At 68.9% G+C, this 17,442-nt stretch carries 18 protein-coding genes; 7 read left to right on the top strand and 11 right to left on the bottom strand.

Annotated features, from left to right (window positions below):
* Window positions 1-369 precede the first annotated feature (369 nt).
* The 3 genes from ACSQ9E_RS21565 to ACSQ9E_RS21555 form a co-directional block, all read right to left on the bottom strand.
* Entirely contained in the window at window positions 370-2,151 is a 1,782-nt protein-coding gene (locus ACSQ9E_RS21565; RefSeq protein WP_436219161.1) for a TRAP transporter large permease, read from the bottom strand.
* Between the two features lie 17 nt (window positions 2,152-2,168).
* On the bottom strand, window positions 2,169-2,789 hold the full coding sequence (locus tag ACSQ9E_RS21560; protein WP_057201261.1) for a TRAP transporter small permease subunit: 621 nt from the start codon (window positions 2,787-2,789) through the stop codon (window positions 2,169-2,171).
* A gap of 434 nt (window positions 2,790-3,223) precedes the next feature.
* Window positions 3,224-4,348: a substrate-binding domain-containing protein gene (locus tag ACSQ9E_RS21555; protein WP_436219160.1), complete on the bottom strand. Its 1,125-nt coding sequence runs from the start codon at window positions 4,346-4,348 to the stop codon at window positions 3,224-3,226.
* Between the two features lie 49 nt (window positions 4,349-4,397).
* Between ACSQ9E_RS21555 and ACSQ9E_RS21550 the strand changes: the two genes are divergently transcribed.
* From ACSQ9E_RS21550 to ACSQ9E_RS21535, 4 genes are read left to right on the top strand one after another with little or no spacing between them, the layout of a single operon-like run.
* The gene (locus ACSQ9E_RS21550) at window positions 4,398-5,135 is read left to right on the top strand and encodes an ABC transporter permease (protein WP_436219159.1); all 738 of its coding nucleotides are present in this window, start codon (window positions 4,398-4,400) and stop codon (window positions 5,133-5,135) included.
* Entirely contained in the window at window positions 5,132-5,881 is a 750-nt protein-coding gene (locus ACSQ9E_RS21545) for an ABC transporter ATP-binding protein (RefSeq protein WP_436219158.1), read from the top strand. Before ACSQ9E_RS21550 ends, ACSQ9E_RS21545 begins: the two co-directional genes overlap by 4 nt.
* Entirely contained in the window at window positions 5,878-6,714 is an 837-nt protein-coding gene (locus ACSQ9E_RS21540) for an extracellular solute-binding protein (RefSeq protein ID WP_436219157.1), read from the top strand. The genes ACSQ9E_RS21545 and ACSQ9E_RS21540 overlap by 4 nt, the downstream gene beginning before the upstream one ends.
* Before the next feature lie 15 nt (window positions 6,715-6,729).
* Complete coding sequence (locus ACSQ9E_RS21535; RefSeq protein ID WP_057264597.1) at window positions 6,730-7,530, top strand: molybdate ABC transporter substrate-binding protein; 801 nt, start codon at window positions 6,730-6,732, stop codon at window positions 7,528-7,530.
* A gap of 7 nt (window positions 7,531-7,537) precedes the next feature.
* On the opposite strand, the gene ACSQ9E_RS21530 is transcribed toward ACSQ9E_RS21535, so the two are convergent.
* From ACSQ9E_RS21530 to modA, 7 genes are all read right to left on the bottom strand, one after another.
* Complete coding sequence (locus tag ACSQ9E_RS21530; protein WP_436219156.1) at window positions 7,538-8,017, bottom strand: DUF2269 family protein; 480 nt, start codon at window positions 8,015-8,017, stop codon at window positions 7,538-7,540.
* Window positions 8,014-8,382, bottom strand: a complete 369-nt coding sequence (locus ACSQ9E_RS21525) for a DoxX-like family protein (RefSeq protein ID WP_057264593.1) — start codon at window positions 8,380-8,382, stop codon at window positions 8,014-8,016. Before ACSQ9E_RS21525 ends, ACSQ9E_RS21530 begins: the two co-directional genes overlap by 4 nt.
* Entirely contained in the window at window positions 8,379-9,521 is a 1,143-nt protein-coding gene (locus ACSQ9E_RS21520; RefSeq protein ID WP_436219155.1) for a saccharopine dehydrogenase NADP-binding domain-containing protein, read from the bottom strand. Before ACSQ9E_RS21520 ends, ACSQ9E_RS21525 begins: the two co-directional genes overlap by 4 nt.
* Entirely contained in the window at window positions 9,518-11,221 is a 1,704-nt protein-coding gene (locus ACSQ9E_RS21515; protein ID WP_436219154.1) for an EAL domain-containing protein, read from the bottom strand. Before ACSQ9E_RS21515 ends, ACSQ9E_RS21520 begins: the two co-directional genes overlap by 4 nt.
* Before the next feature lie 92 nt (window positions 11,222-11,313).
* Window positions 11,314-12,405 carry a molybdenum ABC transporter ATP-binding protein gene (modC, locus tag ACSQ9E_RS21510; protein WP_436219153.1) on the bottom strand — a complete coding sequence of 364 codons (1,092 nt, stop codon included), beginning with the start codon at window positions 12,403-12,405 and terminating at the stop codon, window positions 11,314-11,316.
* A complete protein-coding gene (gene modB / locus ACSQ9E_RS21505; protein WP_436219152.1) occupies window positions 12,405-13,085 on the bottom strand; it encodes a molybdate ABC transporter permease subunit in 681 nt (226 codons plus the stop codon). Before modB ends, modC begins: the two co-directional genes overlap by 1 nt.
* A gap of 42 nt (window positions 13,086-13,127) precedes the next feature.
* Window positions 13,128-13,895, bottom strand: coding sequence for a molybdate ABC transporter substrate-binding protein (gene modA, locus ACSQ9E_RS21500; protein WP_436219151.1), 768 nt, complete (start codon window positions 13,893-13,895; stop codon window positions 13,128-13,130).
* A 127-nt stretch (window positions 13,896-14,022) separates the two neighbouring features.
* Between modA and ACSQ9E_RS21495 the strand changes: the two genes are divergently transcribed.
* Window positions 14,023-14,655 carry a LysE family translocator gene (locus ACSQ9E_RS21495; protein WP_436219150.1) on the top strand — a complete coding sequence of 211 codons (633 nt, stop codon included), beginning with the start codon at window positions 14,023-14,025 and terminating at the stop codon, window positions 14,653-14,655.
* 18 nt (window positions 14,656-14,673) lie between these two features.
* On the top strand, window positions 14,674-15,453 hold the full coding sequence (locus ACSQ9E_RS21490) for a TOBE domain-containing protein (protein ID WP_436219149.1): 780 nt from the start codon (window positions 14,674-14,676) through the stop codon (window positions 15,451-15,453).
* Window positions 15,454-15,565: 112 nt separating this feature from the next.
* Here the strand turns inward: ACSQ9E_RS21490 and ACSQ9E_RS21485 are convergent, their stop codons facing one another.
* Complete coding sequence (locus tag ACSQ9E_RS21485; protein ID WP_436219148.1) at window positions 15,566-16,714, bottom strand: helix-turn-helix domain-containing protein; 1,149 nt, start codon at window positions 16,712-16,714, stop codon at window positions 15,566-15,568.
* 237 nt (window positions 16,715-16,951) lie between these two features.
* Here ACSQ9E_RS21485 and ACSQ9E_RS21480 point away from each other — a divergent pair, with 237 nt between their 5' ends.
* On the top strand, window positions 16,952-17,422 hold the full coding sequence (locus ACSQ9E_RS21480; RefSeq protein ID WP_057201248.1) for a (2Fe-2S)-binding protein: 471 nt from the start codon (window positions 16,952-16,954) through the stop codon (window positions 17,420-17,422).
* Window positions 17,423-17,442: the final 20 nt, after the last annotated feature.

Raw genomic sequence — 17,442 nt, 5'->3', positions numbered from 1 at the left:
GGTCGAGCAGCGCCATGGCACATGCACCCATGGTTTTCGATGGCCTGCCTATCGCGGGAGCGCTGCCCACGAACCCCATGGCGCCAGCTTCCTGCGCATGCCTGTGGCTCGCGCGTGGGGTCAAGTCCCCGAAGCCCCCGCCAGTGGCCCATTTTGTTGTGCGCGCTTCTTGTGCGCGCACAAGCAGACAGGCCCAGGTTGGCAGGGCAACGAAGCACGCTGATGCCACGGAGTCGCTGCCTGGTCGCCGCCTGGGCAATGAATGCAGGCCGCCAACAAAAAAGCCCCTGCAGGTCCAGAGAGCATGTCTCCATCTGCAGGGGCTGCTGGATGGGGCCGTCATGGTCCCACCCGGTGCTGGTGTATTGCCTACTTCTTGTCGGTGGACATCGAGTCTTGCAGTGCCTTCATCGGGTCATCGGCCTCAGGTGCGGCGTCCGAGGCCGGGGCCGCTGGTGCGCTGCCTTCCATGCCCGCCGTCGGGTCCGCCGCGTCAGGTGCGGTTTGCATGGTGGCTTCCATTTCCTGGCGGACCTTGTCGAGGTCATACACGACCTCCTTGTCCAGCCCGCTGGAGACGATGCCCGGGAACGCAATGACCAGGCCCACCATGATCAACTGGATGATCACGAACGGCACGGCACCCCAGTAGATCTGCATGGTGGTGATCGGCTGGGTCAGCTTGCCGGTCACCTTGTCTATGTACTCCTTGGTCGGCGCCACGCTGCGCAGGTAGAACAGGGCGAAGCCGAAGGGCGGGTGCATGAACGAGGTCTGCATGTTGATGCCCAGCAGCACGCCGAACCAGATCAGGTCGATGCCCAGCTTGTTGGCCACCGGCGCGAGCAGCGGGACCACGATGAACGACAGCTCGAAGAAGTCCAGGAAGAAGGCCAGGAAGAAGATCATGATGTTCACCACGATCAGGAAGCCCAACTGGCCACCCGGCAGGCCGGTGAGCAGGTGCTCCACCCACAGCGGGCCATCCACACCCTGGAAGGTCAGGCCGAAGATGGTGGCCCCCACCAGGATGAACACCACGAAGCATGACAGCTTGGTCGTGGTCTGCATCGCCTGTTTGAGCAGCGTCATGCTCAGGCGGCCGCGCACCAGGGCCATGATGAATGCGCCCAGCGCGCCCATGGCGCCGCCTTCGGTGGGGGTGGCCACACCGAGGAAGATGGTGCCCAGCACCAGGAAGATCAGCAGCAGTGGCGGGATCAGCACGAAGGTCACGCGCTCGGCCACCCGCGAAAGCAGGCCCAGGCGGGTGATCTTGTTGACCATGGCTGCGACGAACGCCAGGGCCACGCCGAAGCACATGGACACCACGATGGTTTCGTCCAGTGCCACGCGCTCCACCGTTTCGCCGGACCACCAGGTGTGCAGGGCGGGCATGTTCTTGGCTACGTAAACCGAAGCGGCCGTGCAGACGATGGTCAACACCGCCAGCGAGGGCAGGCCGTTGTTTCCGTTGTCTTCGCGCAGGGTGCGGGCTTCGGGCGGCAATGCCGGTACCCAGTTGGGCTTGAAGATCGCGATCAGGATCACGTACAGGGCATAGAAGCCGCACAGCATCAGGCCGGGAGCGAAGGCGCCCTTGTACATGTCGCCCACGGAGCGGCCCAATTGGTCGGCCAGGATGATGAGGACCAGGGACGGCGGGATGATCTGCGCCAGCGTGCCGGATGCAGCGATGACCCCGGTGGCCAGACGCCGGTCATAGCCGTAGCGCATCATGATGGGCAGGGAGATCAGACCCATCGAGATGACCGAAGCAGCGACCACGCCGGTCGTGGCCGCCAGCAGGGTGCCCACGAAGATGACGGCCAGTGCCAGGCCGCCGCGCACGGGGCCGAAGAGTTGGCCAATGGTCTCCAGCAGGTCTTCCGCCATCCCGCTTCGCTCCAGTATCAGTCCCATGAGCGTGAAGAACGGAATGGCCAGCAAGGTGTCGTTCTGCATGATGCCGAAGATCCGCAGCGGCACGGCCTGCAGCAGGGCTTCAGGCAGGACGCCGAGCTCCACGCCGATGAAGGCGAAGAACAGGCCGCAGGCCCCCAGGCTGAAGGCCACGGGAAAGCCCAACAGCAGGAAGACGATCAGCCCCGCGAACATGATCGGGGCGAGGTTGTGTATGAAGAATTCCATGATTTTTGGGTCCCCGCTCAAGCGGCCTTGTCGGCGGTGTTACCGGTGTTCTTGGCGGCTTCGGACAGGCGGCGGATCGAGTCGGCCAGCTCTTCCTCTGCCGTCTTCTCGGCTTTCTTGGTCGTCGGGTCTTCGATCAGGCCTTGCAGGAAGGCGATGCGCTTGATGAGCTCGGACCAGCCTTGCAGCAGCAGCAGCCCGAAGCCCAGCGGCATCATGAGGTACACAGGCCAGCGCAGAAGGCCACCCGCGTTGTTGGACATTTCGCCCGAGACGAACGCGCGGTAGAAGAACGGAATGCCGTACCAGAGCACGGCCAGGCACACGGGCGTGAGAAAAACGATGAAGCCGAAAATGTCGATCAGGATCTGCTTGCGCTTGGACAGGCGGCCGGAGATGACATCGACCTTGACATGCTCGTTCTGCAGCAGCGTATAGCCTGCCGCAAGCAGGAACGACGCCGCAAACAGGTACCACTGCACTTCGAGAAAGGCATTGGAGCTGATGTTGAACGCCTTGCGCACGATGGCATTGACGCCGCTGATCAAGGTCGAGGCCAGAATGAGCCAGATGACGTATTTGCCGATCTGGGTACTTAGCCAGTCGACCCCCCGTGAGAATTTAAGTAGAGCCTGCATGGTGTCTCCAATAAAAAGGCTGTGCGTAGGACATGCACGACGCATCCACGGATAGGTGCATGCATCGTACAAACTGTGACAACGGCGCGATTCTACGGAGCACTTTAATGGGAGCCTGACGGCAGCGTGACGGTGTTATCCCTTGTTCCAGCCTCAATTTGCTGCTCTTAAATGTATAGCAATTAGGGTTTCTTCCTAGGCCAAAAACAGCGCCAGACGCGGGAAAAGGGGCAGCCAGGCCCAGTGATGCGGGGGTGAACTGAGCCCTCCCCCGGCGGGGGCCTGGGTTCATGGCTATCGATGCCATACCTCACAGAGTCTCTTGCCCGCTCGGATGGCCGCGCAGGTAGGTTGCGAAGCACTGTGTGGCGCAACTTGCGGCGTTCGGTGGGATCTCCGATGGGCAATGTGCCTGGCCCCTTCAGGCAGGATGCTCAAAATGCCGGGGGCCTTTGGCTGCGCTTGGGCTGGGCAAACTGCCACCAGGGCAGCACGGCGCTCATGGACAGCACCTCGCCGCAGTGCATGGGTGCGTACCCGGGCAGCGCCGCCATCTGCGTCTGCCAGGCCGGGGTCTGCAGCAGGTCGCGCAGCGCCTGGGTGGCCGGCTGCTCCAGGGTCGACTTCAGGCAAGCCAGGTGGTAGCGCTCCTGCACCAGGGGCACGAAGCCCAGCCCCCGCGCATGGGCCGCCAGTTCGATGCCCATGCCCACGTCGGCGGCGCCCGCCGCCACCGCCTGGGCCACGGCCGTGTGCGAGGGCTCATGGCGCTCATAGCCTTGCAGGTCGCCAGGGCCCAGATCCGATTGCGCCAGCAGGTCGTCCAGCAGCACCCGCGTGCCGGTGCCCAGGGGCCGGTTCACGAAGCGCACGCCCTGGCGGGCCACGTCGGCCAGTGTCTGCAGGCCCAGCGGGTTGCCCCGCGCGACGATCAGCCCCTGGGTACGCTGCGCAAAGCCGATGATCTTGTGGCGCCCCGGCCGCAGCAGGGGCTTGTAGGTGCGTGCAGCCAGCGAATTGGCGGCGGGGGCCTCCCGGGTGTGGAAGCCGGCCATCGTGCAGCGGCCTTCGTTGAGCGCCCGGATCGCGTCCACGCTGCCGGTGAAGCGGATATCGAGGTGCAGCGCCCCGGTCTCGCCCGGCGTCGCGGCGTAGGCGCGCAGCGCAGCGAGGGCATCGTCATGGCTGGCATACATGGTGAGCACATGCGCCTGGTCGTCGAAAGCCACAGCAAAGGCGCGCTCCAGGTCGGCATGAAGGGCGGCGATCTGCGGCGCCAGGCGGGCCTGGGCCTGGCGCTCGGCCCATAGCAGCTTGGCGCCGAACTCGCTGAGCTGGGCGGATTGCCCCTTGCCCCAGATGATGAGTTCGCCCCCCAGCTGCTCCTCCCAGCGCTTGAGGGCGCCCCACACGTGGCGGTACGACAGCTGCAGGGCGCGCGCCGCGCCGGAGATGGAGCCTTCCTCGGCCACTGCCTGCAGCAGTTCGGGCAGGGGGTTGCGGATCTGGGCGTCGCCCGCGTTGCGGCTGAGCGTGTAGTGAAGTTGGACCCTATGCACGGACGTTCATATCGCTGGAGATGGAGGAGGTCCCTACGATAGCCCAAGCATGTCCACCCTGACGCAAAGCGCCGCCACCGCCCTCGAACTCACCCTGTCGGCCGACCCGGCGCTGTGGACCATCGTCGGCCGTTCCCTGTCGGTCAGCGCCACGGCCTGTGCGCTGGCATGCGCCGCGGGCCTGGTGCTCGGGGCCTGGCTGGGCGTGGCCCGTTTCGCCGGACGGGGCGCGGTGCTGGCGCTGCTCAACACCCTGCTGGCCGTGCCCTCCGTGGTTGTCGGGCTGGTGGTGTACCTGCTGCTGTCGCGCAGCGGCCCGCTCGGTGCGCTGGGCTGGCTGTTCAGCTTCAAGGCCATGGTGCTGGCCCAGGCCATCCTGGTGCTGCCGGTGGTCACCGCGCTCACGCGCCAGGTGGTGGAAGACGCCGAACGCGCCCATGGCGAGCAGCTGCGCTCGCTGGGCGCCGGCACGCTGCTGCGCAGCCTGCTTCTGGCCTGGGACGAGCGCTATGCGTTGCTCACGGTGCTCATCGCCTCGTTCGGCCGCGCCATCTCCGAGGTCGGCGCGGTGATGATCGTGGGCGGCAACATCGATGGCTTCACCCGGGTCATGACCACCGCCATCGCGCTGGAAACCAGCAAGGGCGACCTGCCCCTGGCGCTGGCGCTGGGCCTGGTGCTGCTGGGCGTGGTGCTGGCGCTCAACGTGCTGATCGCACTGCTGCGCCGCTGGCGCGAACGCGTGGACGGCGGCACGTCCGACGCCCTGGTGGGGGTGGCCGCATGAGGCATCCAGAACCCCTCCCCGTGGCTGTGCCCGCCGCCTCCCCGCTGATCGACCTGCGCGGCGTGGCCGTGCGCTATGGGCGCGTGCAGGCGCTGGCCGACATCGACCTGCGCATTGCCCCCGGTGAGCGCGTGGCCCTGGTGGGTGCCAACGGCAGCGGCAAGAGCACCCTGCTGCGCGTGCTGCACGGCCTGGTGGCACCCAGTGCCGGCCAGGTACAGCGTGGTGCCAGGCAGCGCCAGGCCATGCTGTTCCAGCGCCCGCACATGCTGCGCACCAGCGCCCGGAACAACGTGGCGCTGGCCCTGTGGCTGCGCGGCACGCGCTGGCGCGATGCGCGGGCCCAGGCGCTGGCGGCACTGCGGCGCGTGGGGCTCGAATCCATAGCCCAGCAGAACGCGCGCACCCTCTCGGGCGGGCAGCAGCAGCGGGTGGCGCTGGCGCGGGCCTGGGCCCTGCAGCCCGGCGTGCTGCTGCTCGACGAGCCCACCGCCAGCCTGGACCCGCATGCCAAGCGCGAGGTCGAGGGCCTGATGGCCGACCTCGCAGCCAGCCCTGCCGATGGCAGCGCGCAGGCCGTGACCATGGTCTTCAGCAGCCACAACCTGGGCCAGGTCAAGCGGCTGGCCAGCCGCGTGGTCTACCTGGAGCAGGGCCGCATCGTGGCCGACCTGCCGGTGCACGAGTTTTTCAACGGCCCCCTGCCGGAGGCCGCGCGTTTGTTTGTCAAAGGAGAAATCGGATGAGACACCACTACAAGACCCCACGCAGCCGCCTGCCGTTCGTACCCCACGTGCTCGCACTGGCCATCGTCTTCGCGCACGGCGCGGCGTCGGCGCAAACCACGATCACCATGGCGTCCACCACCTCCACCGAGCAGTCGGGCCTGTTCGGCTACCTGCTGCCCGAGTTCAAGAAGGCCAGCGGCATCGACATCAAGGTGGTGGCCCTGGGCACCGGGCAGGCGCTGGACATGGCGCGCCGCGGCGACGCCGACGTGCTCTTCGTGCACGACCAGGTGGCCGAGGAGAAGTTCGTGGCCGATGGCTGGGGCGTCAAGCGCTACCCGGTGATGTACAACGACTTCATCCTCATAGGCCCCAAGGCCGACCCGGCCGGCACGCAGGGCAAGGATATCGTCGAGGCCCTGAAGAAGCTGGCCACCGGAAACGTCGCCTTCATCTCGCGCGGCGACAAGAGCGGCACGCATGCCGCCGAGCTGCGCTACTGGAAGCTTGCGGGCGCCGAGGCGGCCAAGGGCAGCGGCTACAAGGAGTGCGGCTGCGGCATGGGCCCGGCGCTGAACATCGCCGCCTCCAGCGGCGCCTACGTGCTGGCCGACCGGGGCACCTGGCTCAACTTCAAGAACCGCGCCGACATGGTGGTGCTGGTGGAGGGCGACACGCGCCTGTTCAACCAGTACGGCGTGATGGTGGTCAACCCGGCCAAGCACCCGCAGGTCAAGGTGCAGGACGCACAGAAGTTCGTGGACTGGGTGGTCTCGCCCGGCGGGCAGGCCAGCATCGCCGGCTACAAGATCGGCGGCGAACAGCTGTTCTTCCCGAACGCCGGCAAGTAGGGGTGGGCCCGCGCCATGCACCGGTGGATGCCCACGGCCCTGGTGGCAGGGGCCATGCTGGCCATGGCGGGCTGCGCTAGCCCGCCCGTGGCGCTGCAGGTCTATGCCGCGGGCAGCCTGCGCGAGGTGTTCACCGAGGTGGGCGCCGCGCACCAGGCGCGCACCGGCCAGCCGGTGGAACTGAGCTTCGGCGCCTCGGGCCTGCTGCGCGAGCGCATCGAGCACGGCGCGCCGGCCCAGGTGTTCGCTTCGGCCGATACGCAGCACCCGGCGCGCCTGGCGGCCCGGGGCGGCTGGCAGGCGCCGGTGGTGTTTGTGCGCAACGGCCTGTGCGCGTTGGCCGGCGAGCAGGTGCAGGTGGCTTCCACCACGCTGCTGGCGACCCTGCTGCGGCCCGACATCCGCGTGGGCACCTCCACGCCGCTCGCGGACCCGTCGGGCGACTATGCCTGGGAGCTGTTCCGGCGTGCCGAGGCGGTGCAGCCGGGGGCCTTCGCGGTGCTGGACGCCAAGGCATTGCAGCTCACGGGCGGTGCCCACTCGCCCAAGCCCCCCGCCGGGCGCGGCACCTATGCCTGGATCATGGACCAGGGGCAGGCCGATGTCTTTCTGACCTACTGCACCAACGCCATTGCCAGCCAGCGCGAACTGCCGCGCCTGCAGGTGGTGCAGGTGCCTCCCGAACTGCAGGTGGGCGCGGCCTACGGCGTGTCGGTGCGTGCGGACGCACCGCCCGCCGCCCATGCATTCGTGCAGACCCTGCGCTCGGAACCGGCCCAGGCGGTGTTCAGGCGAATGGGCTTTGCAGCGCCCTGAAGGGTGCTCAAAAATCCAAGGAAGGCTTGGCCACCATGAGGTAGAACACCACGGCCATGGCCACGAAGGCCGGGTAGCCCAGCGCCTCCCACCAGCGCGCACAGCGCCAGTAGGTGGCGGGAAGGGCGTCGCTGCCGGCGTCAAGCGCCTGCTGGGCCAGGGCGCGCATGCGCAACTGCAGCCACACCACGGGCAGCCAGCACAGGCCTGCCAGGGCGAAGAGCGCCAGCGACACGGCGAGCCAGGGCGTGGACAGCGGCAGCCCTGCCAGGTGCGCCATGGCCAGCCCCGTGGCAGGCTGAATGAACACCGTGGGCGTGGTGAACCACCAGTCCGCCCGCACCACCAGCCGCGCCACCACGGCCTGGGCCTGCAGGTTGCCGCTGCGGTTGGCAAAGAACATGTAGTAGGCCGAACCCAGGCCCGTGCCCACCAGCAGCACGCTGGAGAAGATGTGGATCCATTTCAGGGTGAGGTACAGGCTCATGGCTTGGCGTCGCGCAGCAGCACGATCAGGATGGCCGCGATCGGCAGGTTCTTGGTCAGCGGGCCGAAGGGGTGCAGCCACCAGGCCGGCTCGATGGCGGTGGCCAGCAGCGTCATCGCCACCATCAGCAGCAGCGCCACGGCATACGCGGCGCGGCCGGGCCACAAGGCGATCCACAGGCCCACCACGGCATCGGCGGCGGCGCCGGCCAGCACCAGGGCGGTGATGAGTTCGGGGCTGCTGAAGGGCAGGGTGGCCAGCAATTGCCGGCTCTGGCCGTCGAGCTCCCAGACGCTGACGACTGCGGTGGCAAGCCAGACGAAGACCAGGCTGTAGCGCAGCAGGCGGCGTTGTGCGTCGCTCACGGGGTGGTGGCCTCTTCCACCACATCCGTCAGCATGCCCCACTTCGCGAACTCGGGGGCGAAGGCATCCAGGGGCAGCAGGCTGGTGCTGGTGTGCGCACCAATGGGCAGGATGGGTGGAACGGCCTCGCCGCGCGCGAGCTGGCGCGCCAGCAGGATGGCGGCCATGCACGGGATCTCGGGGCCATGGTCGTTGTCGGCGGCAATGTGCCAGGCACGGTGCCGCAGCGCGCCCTCTGCATCGGCGCCGGCCACGCGCACCACCATGCCGCCCAGCGGCGTTCCCAAAAAGTCGAACGCCCCGCCGGTGTGGTGCATGAGTCCGGCCAGGCGCTCGGGGCGGCGCAGCACGCCCCAGGCGCGCAGTGCGGCGATGGCGGCAAAGGCGCGCTGGGCCAGGCCCACTTCGAGCGCGGCGCGAAAGCTCACGCGCTGCGTGACCCGGTAGTGGGCGGGCAGCAGCTCCAGGTCGGGGATGTCGCACACCGCTGCCAGGCGGGGGCGCAGGCGCTGGAACTGCACCGGGGTGGGCGCCGCCCAGCCGAGCCGGTTCTGCCAGCGGCCTTGCTCCCACACGGCAATGGCTTCGCCGCAGTAGCTGAGGACGGCCGCCAGCGTGGCCTGGCCGCGCGGTGCGCGCTGGGCCGGGGCGATGCAGGTGTCGATGCTGTCGATGCGCTGCCAGCCGGCGCACAGGTGGCCCACCACGGCCGACGACAGCGCCGGCACCGTGCTGGCCCCGCAGACCGCCGTGCGCCCCGCCGCCGTGAACCGGGCATGCAGCGCCTCAGGGAAGTCGCAGACGAAGCGGCGTCCGTCGGCCAGGTCGATGTAGTGGGCGCCCGCTTCGGCGGCCGCCTCGGCCACCGAATAGCCCTGCGCCTGGAACGGCCCTGCCGTGTGGACCACCAGGCCCACGCCGTGCGCGCGCAATGCCTCAATCAGGCCGGGTGCGGTGTGGTCCAGCGCGATGCCCCGGGCACCCGGGCCCAGCGTGGCGGCCAGGGCCTGGGCACGGGCGGCGCTGCGGCCGGCCACCAGCAGGTGGATGCTGCTGTCGCCTGCCAGCGCCCGGCAGATGCGTGCGCCGAAGTTGCCGTAGCCCCCCAGGACCAGCACGGTCAACGGTGTTGCGCTCATCGGCCGGACCCCTGCGTCTGCATCCACTGGGCGGGCGCTGCAGGGGCACCGCCCGCGCCCGGCACACCGGCTGTGGTGCCCAGCTGTGCCCGCAGTGCGGCCAGGTGCTGGTGCCATTGGGTCTGGTTCCAGCCGGGCACGTCGGCGGCCGGCATGGGCTTGCAAAAGACATAGCCCTGGATGGTGGCAAGCCCGCAGGCCGCCAGGGTCTGCAGCTCGGCCGCGGTTTCGACCCCTTCCACCACCACCGACAGGCCGAACTCGCTGGCCAGCGCCCCCACATGCCGCAGCATCGACTGGCGCCGCGGGTCCTGGGTCAGCTGGCGCACGAAGAGGCGGTCGCACTTGATGCCGGCGATCGGCAGGTCGGCCAGCATGCCCAGCGAGGAATAGCCCGCGCCGAAGTCGTCCATCAGCACGCCCACGCCAATGGCCTGCAGGTGGCGGATGGATTCGAGCATGCGCGGGCCGCTGGCGATCAGCGCGTGCTCGGTCAGCTCCAGCTTGAGGCAGTTGCCGGGCAGGGCATGGCGCGCGAGCTCGGCCTGCAGCCAGGACGCAAAGCCTTCTTCGAGCAGGGTGGCCGGCGCCACGTTCACGCTGAACTTCGCGCCTGCCATGCCTTCGCCACGCCATCGGCAGGCCGAGGCCATGGCGTTGACCAGGATCAGCCGGTCCACCAGAGGAGTCTTGCCCTGCAGTTCGCAGACCAGCAGGAAGGCCTCGGGGTGGATGGCCCCGAGCAGCTCGCTTCGCACACGTAGCAGCGCCTCGAACTGCACCTCGCCGCGGTCCAGGTCGACAATGGGCTGGAAGTGCAGGGCCAGTTGATCGGGCTGCAGCAGCATCGGCAACTGGTCCGCGATCAGGGACAGCTGAATGTCTCCCTCGGGTGGGTGCACTTCGTAGCTCGACGTGCGCATCAAGGACAGGCCGCGGCGCAGCAACTGCTGGCGCGCCTGGTCGAAGCGCATGTTGCTCAACTGCTCGGTGGCGATGGCCATGCCGAACAGCAGCACGATCACCAGCAGAGCCACCCCGTCTGTGGGGGCGGCGCTGTCGGGCCATTCCAGGGGAAAGGTGTTCACCAGCAGCCAGTGCAGCACCAGGATGGCGGCGCCGGCCAGCAGCTTGTCGTGCCATTGCTGGGGAATGTAGATGCGCGTCAGGGCCTTCATCTTGGCCGCGCGGTGGCGTATCGAGGTGTACGCGGTGATGCCTATGGCCGTGGCCAGGGCCAGCACGATGGCCAGACCGTTCACCCGCGCGTAGCTCGATACATAGCCCTCGGAGATGGTGAAGTGCGCGGCCAGCATGCCCAGCGACAGCCCGGCCCCGGCCAGCAGGATGCGCGCCTTGCGGGTGCTGGTGCTCAGTGTGGGAACGGTCAGCCGCGCGCTCAGTGCCATGATGACCAGGCCCGTGAGCGCCGGCACCAGGCCCAGCGTATGGCCAGCCAACTCGGCATACATGAGCATGCCCACCACGTCCAGCGCCCAGACCACGCAGCCGATGCACAGGGCGGCCTGCGATCCGCTGATGCGCCGGCTCGACGGGTCGATGGCAAAGGCCGTGTGCTCCACGAGCCGCTGGCACACATGCACCACCAGCGACGCGAAGATCCAGAACAGCAGGCTGTGCAGCAGCGGCGGAAAGCCCACCGCGAACATCTGCGCGGTGTCGTGCCCGATTGAAAACATTCTGTCCCTTCCCCCCAAATCGTGTGCAGTCATCATACGACCTGCCGATAGCGAGGCCTGGGGGATTGTCCGTGACGAAAGGCCCTCGGAGATCAGTTCACGATGGCAACGCCCTTGACCTGGGCGTACACGCGTTGGCCCGGCTCCAGCGCAAGGGCCACGGCCGAGCGCTGGGTCACCCGCGCCAGCAGCCGCGTGGGGCCGGCATCGAGCGCCACCATGCACTGCCCGGGGCTGTCTTCGCTGACCTGCACCACCGTGGCGGGCAGGATGTTGAGGATGCTGGTGTCCACCTGCTCGGCCAGGGTCAGGCTCACATCGCGCGCCTGGATGCGCAGGCGCACCGGCTCGCCTGCCGGCCGGGCCGTGGCGCTGGCCAGCAGCAGTTGGCCGCCGGCGAACTGCACGGTGGTGATATGGTCAGCCGCGTCATGGCGCAGCACCGTGCCCTCGACCACCGAGGCGGCCGCATCGCCATGCGCCAGCGGCAGGTCCAGCCGCACCAGCATGTCCTCGGTGCGCCCGCTGGCCAGCACCCGGCCGTCCTGCATCAGCACCATGTGCGCAGCCAGGCGCGCCACCTCGTCGATGGCGTGGCTCACGTACAGCACGGGTATGTCCAGCGCCTGGTGCAGCCGCTCCAGGTAGGGCAGCACCTCGGCCTTGCGTTCCCCGTCCAGCGCGGCCAGGGGCTCGTCCATCAGCAGCAAGCGCGGCCCGGTGGCCAGGGATCGGGCCATGGCCACGCGCTGCCGCTCGCCGCCCGAGAGCGCGTGCGGCCGGCGGTCCATCAGGTGGGCGATGCCCAGCAGGTCCACCGCCTGGTCCAGCGCCACGGTGGGCCGCTCCCGGGGCGTGCGTTTGCGGCCATAGTCGATGTTGCCGCGCACGCTCAGGTGTTCGAACAGGCTGGCCTCCTGGAACACATAGCCCAGCGCACGCTGGTGCGTGGGCCGCCAGATGCGCTGGCCGTCGTCCTGCCAGACCTCGCCGTTGACCACCACCCGGCCCGGCTCGGCGCGTGCCAGCCCCGCGATGGCGCGCAGGCAGGTGGTCTTGCCGCAGCCCGAGGGGCCGAACAGGGCGGTGACGCCGCGCCCGGGCAGCGTGAGGTCCACGTCCAGCGTGAAGCCGCCGGGACGGGCGAGCACCAGGCGTGCGGCGATCTGGTCGTCTGCGGCCATCAGGACACCATGGACGCGCGGCGGCGCGTGAGGTTCAGCCCCAGCAGCACCAGGAAGGAGAACAGCACCATGCCGCCCGCCAGCCAGTGCGCCTGTGTGTATTCAAGGGCTTCCACATGGTCGTAGATCTGCACCGAGACCACGCGCGTCACGCCCGGAATGTTGCCGCCCAGCATGAGCACCACGCCGAACTCGCCCACCGTGTGGGCAAAGCTCAGGATGGCCGCGGTGATGAAGCCCGGGCGCGCCAGCGGCAGCGCCACGGTGAAGAACCGGTCCAGCGGCCCCGCGCCCAGCGTGGCCGCCGCTTCGAGCGGCCGGTTGCCGATGGCCTCGAACGCCGCCTGCAGCGGCTGCACCGCGAACGGCAGCGAATAGATCAGCGAGCCCGCCACCAGCCCCCAGAAGGTGAAGGGCAGGGCGCCAATGCCCAGCCACTGCGTGAACTGCCCGATGGGCCCGTTGGGCCCCATGGTCACCAGCAGGTAAAAACCGATCACCGTGGGCGGCAGCACCAGCGGCAGCGCCACCACGGCCGACACCGGCCCGCGCCAGCGCGAGGGCGTGTGTGCCAGCCACCAGGCCAGCGGTGTGCACAGCACCAGCAGCAGCGCCATGGTGGTGCCCGCGAGCCGAAGCGTGAGGCCGATGGCCGCAAGATCGGCGCTGGAAAAAGGCATGGGTGGTTGAGTCGGTCTTATGTATTTGAAAGCAGTCGCCCGTCAGAAACTATAGCCGTAGGACTTGATGATGGTTCTGGCTTTCTCGCCTTTCAGGTACTGCATCAGCGCCGTGGCCGCTGCATTGCCCTTGCCGGTTTCCAGCAGCGCAGCATCTTGGCGGATCGGCTCGTGCAGGTCGGCCGGCACCTGCCAGGCCGAGCCCTGGGCGATCCTGCCGTCCACCATCACCTGCGACAGGGCCACGAAGCCCAACTGCGCATTGCCGGTGGCCACGAACTGGTAGGTCTGCGCGATGTTCTCGCCCTGCACGAAGCGTGGCTGCAGCGTGGCCGCGAGGCCGAGCTTATCCATCACCTGCGTGGCGGCCAGGCCGTAGGGGGCCAGCTTGGGGTTGGCGATGGCCAGGTGCTTGAAGTCGCCGGTCTTGAGCACGGCGCCCTTGTCGTCCACGTAGCCTTCCTTGGCGCTCCACAACACCAGCGTGCCGATGGCGTAGGTGAAGCGCGAGTTGACCACCACCTTGCCCTCGCGTTCGAGCTTGGCGGGCGTGGTGTCGTCGGCCGACAGCAGAATCTGGAACGGCGCGCCGTTGGTGATCTGCGCATAGAACTTGCCCGTGGCGCCGAACGACAACTCGGCCTTGTGGCCCGTGTCGGCCTCGAAGGCGGCCGCGATCTTCTGCATGGGCGCCGTGAAGTTGGCGGCCACGGCCACCGACACCTGTTCGGCATGGGCGGCAGTGGCACCAGCAAAGGCCAGGCCGATGGCGCTGAGGAGGGTGAGAAGGCGGGCGTCGGGCTTCTGCATGGAGGTAGGGCGCGCAAGCGCTATTCAGTGATGGAATAGCGAAAGTATAAAAGCACTCCCTTGCCGCCGCCGAGGCGGCCCTTTGCCGCGTGGCGTCATTCAGGTGCCATCCTCTACACTGGTCGCCATGATGTTCCCTCCCGAAATCCTCGCCGCCTACCTTGCCGCCGTGATCATCGTGGTCTTCGCGCCGGGGCCGGACAACATCCTGGCCATCAGCCGCGGCCTGAGCCAGGGGCGCCTGGCCGCCGTGCTGTCGTCCATCGGCGCGGGCCTGGGCATCATGGTGCATACCGTGGCGGCCACGCTGGGGCTCACGCTGATCGTGCAGGCCTCGCCGGTGGCCTTCTGGGTGGTCAAGATCGCGGGTGCGGCCTACCTGCTGTACCTGGGGTACAAGGCGCTCACGTCGGGCAACCTGATCTCGTTCACGCCGGCCGCGCGCCAGCCATTGGCCAAGGTGTTCGGTGTGGGCCTGTTCTCCAACGTGCTCAACCCCAAGCCGGGGCTGTTCGTGCTGGCCTTCATCCCCCAGTTCGTCGATGCATCGCGCGGGCCGGTGGCCACGCAGATGCTGGTGTACGGCGCCATCTTCGCGGTGCTCACGGCCCTCATCTTCTCGGTGCTGGGCAGTTGCGCAGCGCAGCTCTCGGGCTGGCTGGCACGCCGCCCGCGCGCCACGAAGTGGCTCAACACCGGCGCCGGTGTGACCTTCATCGCTTCGGGCATCTCGGTGCTGGCGCTGGGCAACCGGCGCTAGGCACGGCGTCGTCGCTCGATGCCCGGCCGCTCCTCCGTTTCTTTCGCCGGTGCGCTCAGCCATGACATGGCCGACAAGCGCATCGCCATCCTGCGCGAGATCGGCGCGGGCGGCTCCATCTCGCAGGCTGCGCGCGCCGTGGGCGTGAGCTACAAGGCCGCCTGGCAGGCGCTCGACACCCTGACCAACCTGGCCGGCACGCCCCTGGTGGACCGCGCCGTGGGCGGTGCCGGCGGCGGCGGTGCGCAACTGACCGATGCCGGCCACCAGCTGCTGGCGGCCGCCGATGCCATGGCCGAGGCGCGCAGCGCCGTGCTGGCCCGCTTGGAGGGCCGGGCAGGCCCTGCGGCAGCGCGCCTGGCGGTGCGCACCAGCATGCGCAACCAGTGGCCCTGCACCGTGCAGCGGCTCGAAGCGCTGGGCCAGATCGTGCGCGTGCACCTGGGCCGGACTGCGGACGATGGCGCCGCCTTTCTCAGCGCCCGCATCACCCGTGAAAGCGCCGAACTGCTGGGCCTGGCGCCCGGCCTGGTGGTGCAGGCGCTGTGCAAGGCCACGGCGGTGCAGGTGGAGCGCGCCGGGGTCGATCCGCCGCGGGCCGAACCCGGGGTCTGCCGGCTGCCCGCCAAGGCCGTGCGTGTGGTGCGCGGCGAGACGGGCGACGAGGTGTCCGCCGAGCTCACGGGTGGCATCCAGATGGTGGGCTTCGCCGTGCCGGACAGCGGCCTGCGCACCGGCAGCCGCGTGCTGCTGGTGGTAGAGGACAACGCCGTCGTGATCGCGCTCGCACAGGGCTGATACGGATTTGCCTTCAAGCGTCTAACGTCGTTGGTTCGCCTTGCCGAGCTATAGCACTGTCCGCGGCTTGCCGCCTAGTCATACGGTTGAAGGCAGATCCGTAGGGGCCGGATCAGTGCCCTTTCGGGGCCCCTAATTTGCGGTAGACGGTTGCCCGGCTGATGCCCAGTGCGCGCGCCGCCTCGGCCACATTGCCGCGGGCGTCCTGCACGGCCTGGCGGATGAGGGCGGTTTCGGCTTCGCGCAGAGGCGCACTGGTCGCAGCATGGGCAGGCGCGGGCGCCCGCGCCAGGCCACTGCCCTGGCCGGCAGGCCGGGCAGGCAGTGCCATGCCCTGCAGCCGCAGGCCTGACCACAAGGGCATGTCCATTGGCGCAGGGCCGCTGCGCTGCTGCTGCAGCGCAGCGTCGAACAGCAGCGGCCAGGGCAGGGCCAGCAGGTCCCCGGCGTGCGGCCGTGTGCCCGGCGCGCGCAGCGGCTGCGGCACCAGCTGGCGTGCCGTGCGGTTGGTGCCCACCACATAGCCGTCGGCATCCAGCAGCATCAGGCCGTCGCCTTCGCCGCCCAGTGTGCTGCCAGGCCAGTTCAGGCGCAGCAGCAGCGCGTGGGGCAGCTGCAGCAGCAGCGCGTCTTCGATGGCGCGTGCGGACCGGGCCACCAGGTGGCGCAGCTCGGGGCGTTCGGGCACGTCCACGCCCGTCAGGTCGAGCATGCCGATGCACTGGCCCTGCGGGTCGAACAGCGGTGCACCGGCGCAGCTGTAGCTGGTGTTGTCGTTGAAGAAGTGCTCGCCCCGGTGCAGCCACACGGGCTGCAGCTCGGCCAGGGCCGCACCGATGGCGGTGGTGCCCACGGCCGCCTCCGACAGGTCGATGCCCACGCGGCCGATGGCGCGCACGCGCGCATCGTGGCGGTCCAGTGCGCCCTGCACATCCACCACCACGCCGCGCGTGTCGGTGAGGATCGCGAAGTAGTGCATGCCGGCAATCGCGCGGGTCAGGTGGGCCAGCACGGGGCGGGCGGCCTGCAGCAGGTGGCGATGCTGTTCGGCCAGGTTGCGCAGCATGGCCGCGCTCACCAGGTCGAAGGCCACGCGCTGGCCGGGCGCGCGCCCCAGCGCCAGGCAGCGCAGCCAGGAGCGCACGATCCAGGGCTCGATGCCCAGGGCGGCCGGCACCTGCCCCTGGCTGAGCAGGGCGGTGCGCGCCTGCGCAATCAGGGCCTGGCGCTCGGCGGGCGGGGGCAGGGCGGCGGACAGCATGGCGACTCCCGGGTGTGGCTGGCTGGTGGACGGCTGGCTTGGAGGGCCTTGGCGGTGCGGTCGCGGCACCGGCAGGCAATCCGCATGATGCGCGGGTGTGCACTGCAACATGTTTCATTTTGAGAATATCCGCCGCAGCGCGCCGTGAATCTAGGGTTGACCCTAGGAATCGGGCCCCGCGCCCAGCCCAAGATGCGGCTTGCAGATCCAGCCAACACCCTCCGAGGAGACAGCCAGATGCAAGTCCAGTTCACCGTCAACGGCCGCGCGGCCAGCGTTGACGTTCCCCCCAACACCCTGCTGGTCCACGCGCTGCGAGAGCACCTGCTGCTCACCGGCACGCACGTGGGCTGCGACACCAGCCAGTGCGGCGCGTGCACCGTGCACGTCAACGGCCGGGCCGTCAAATCCTGCGCCATGCTGGCCGTGCAGGCCCAGGGCGCCGAGGTGCAGACCATCGAAGGCCTGGCCGCACCCGACGGCACCATGCACCCCATGCAGGCGGCCTTCAAGGAGTGCCATGGCCTGCAATGCGGCTTCTGCACGCCGGGCATGGTGATGAGTGCGGTGGACCTGTGCAAGAACCATCCCCAGGCCAGCGAGGGCGAGATCCGCGAGCTGCTGGAGGGCAACATCTGCCGCTGCACCGGCTACCAGAACATCGTGCGCGCGGTGCAGCATGGCCAAAAAGCCATGGCCTCCGCCTGAGTCACGTCCCTCATTCCACC

The organism is Acidovorax sp. LjRoot118, assembly GCF_964253575.1.
Taxonomy (GTDB): domain Bacteria; phylum Pseudomonadota; class Gammaproteobacteria; order Burkholderiales; family Burkholderiaceae_C; genus Acidovorax.
This window is presented reverse-complemented; position numbering and strand designations above follow the sequence as displayed.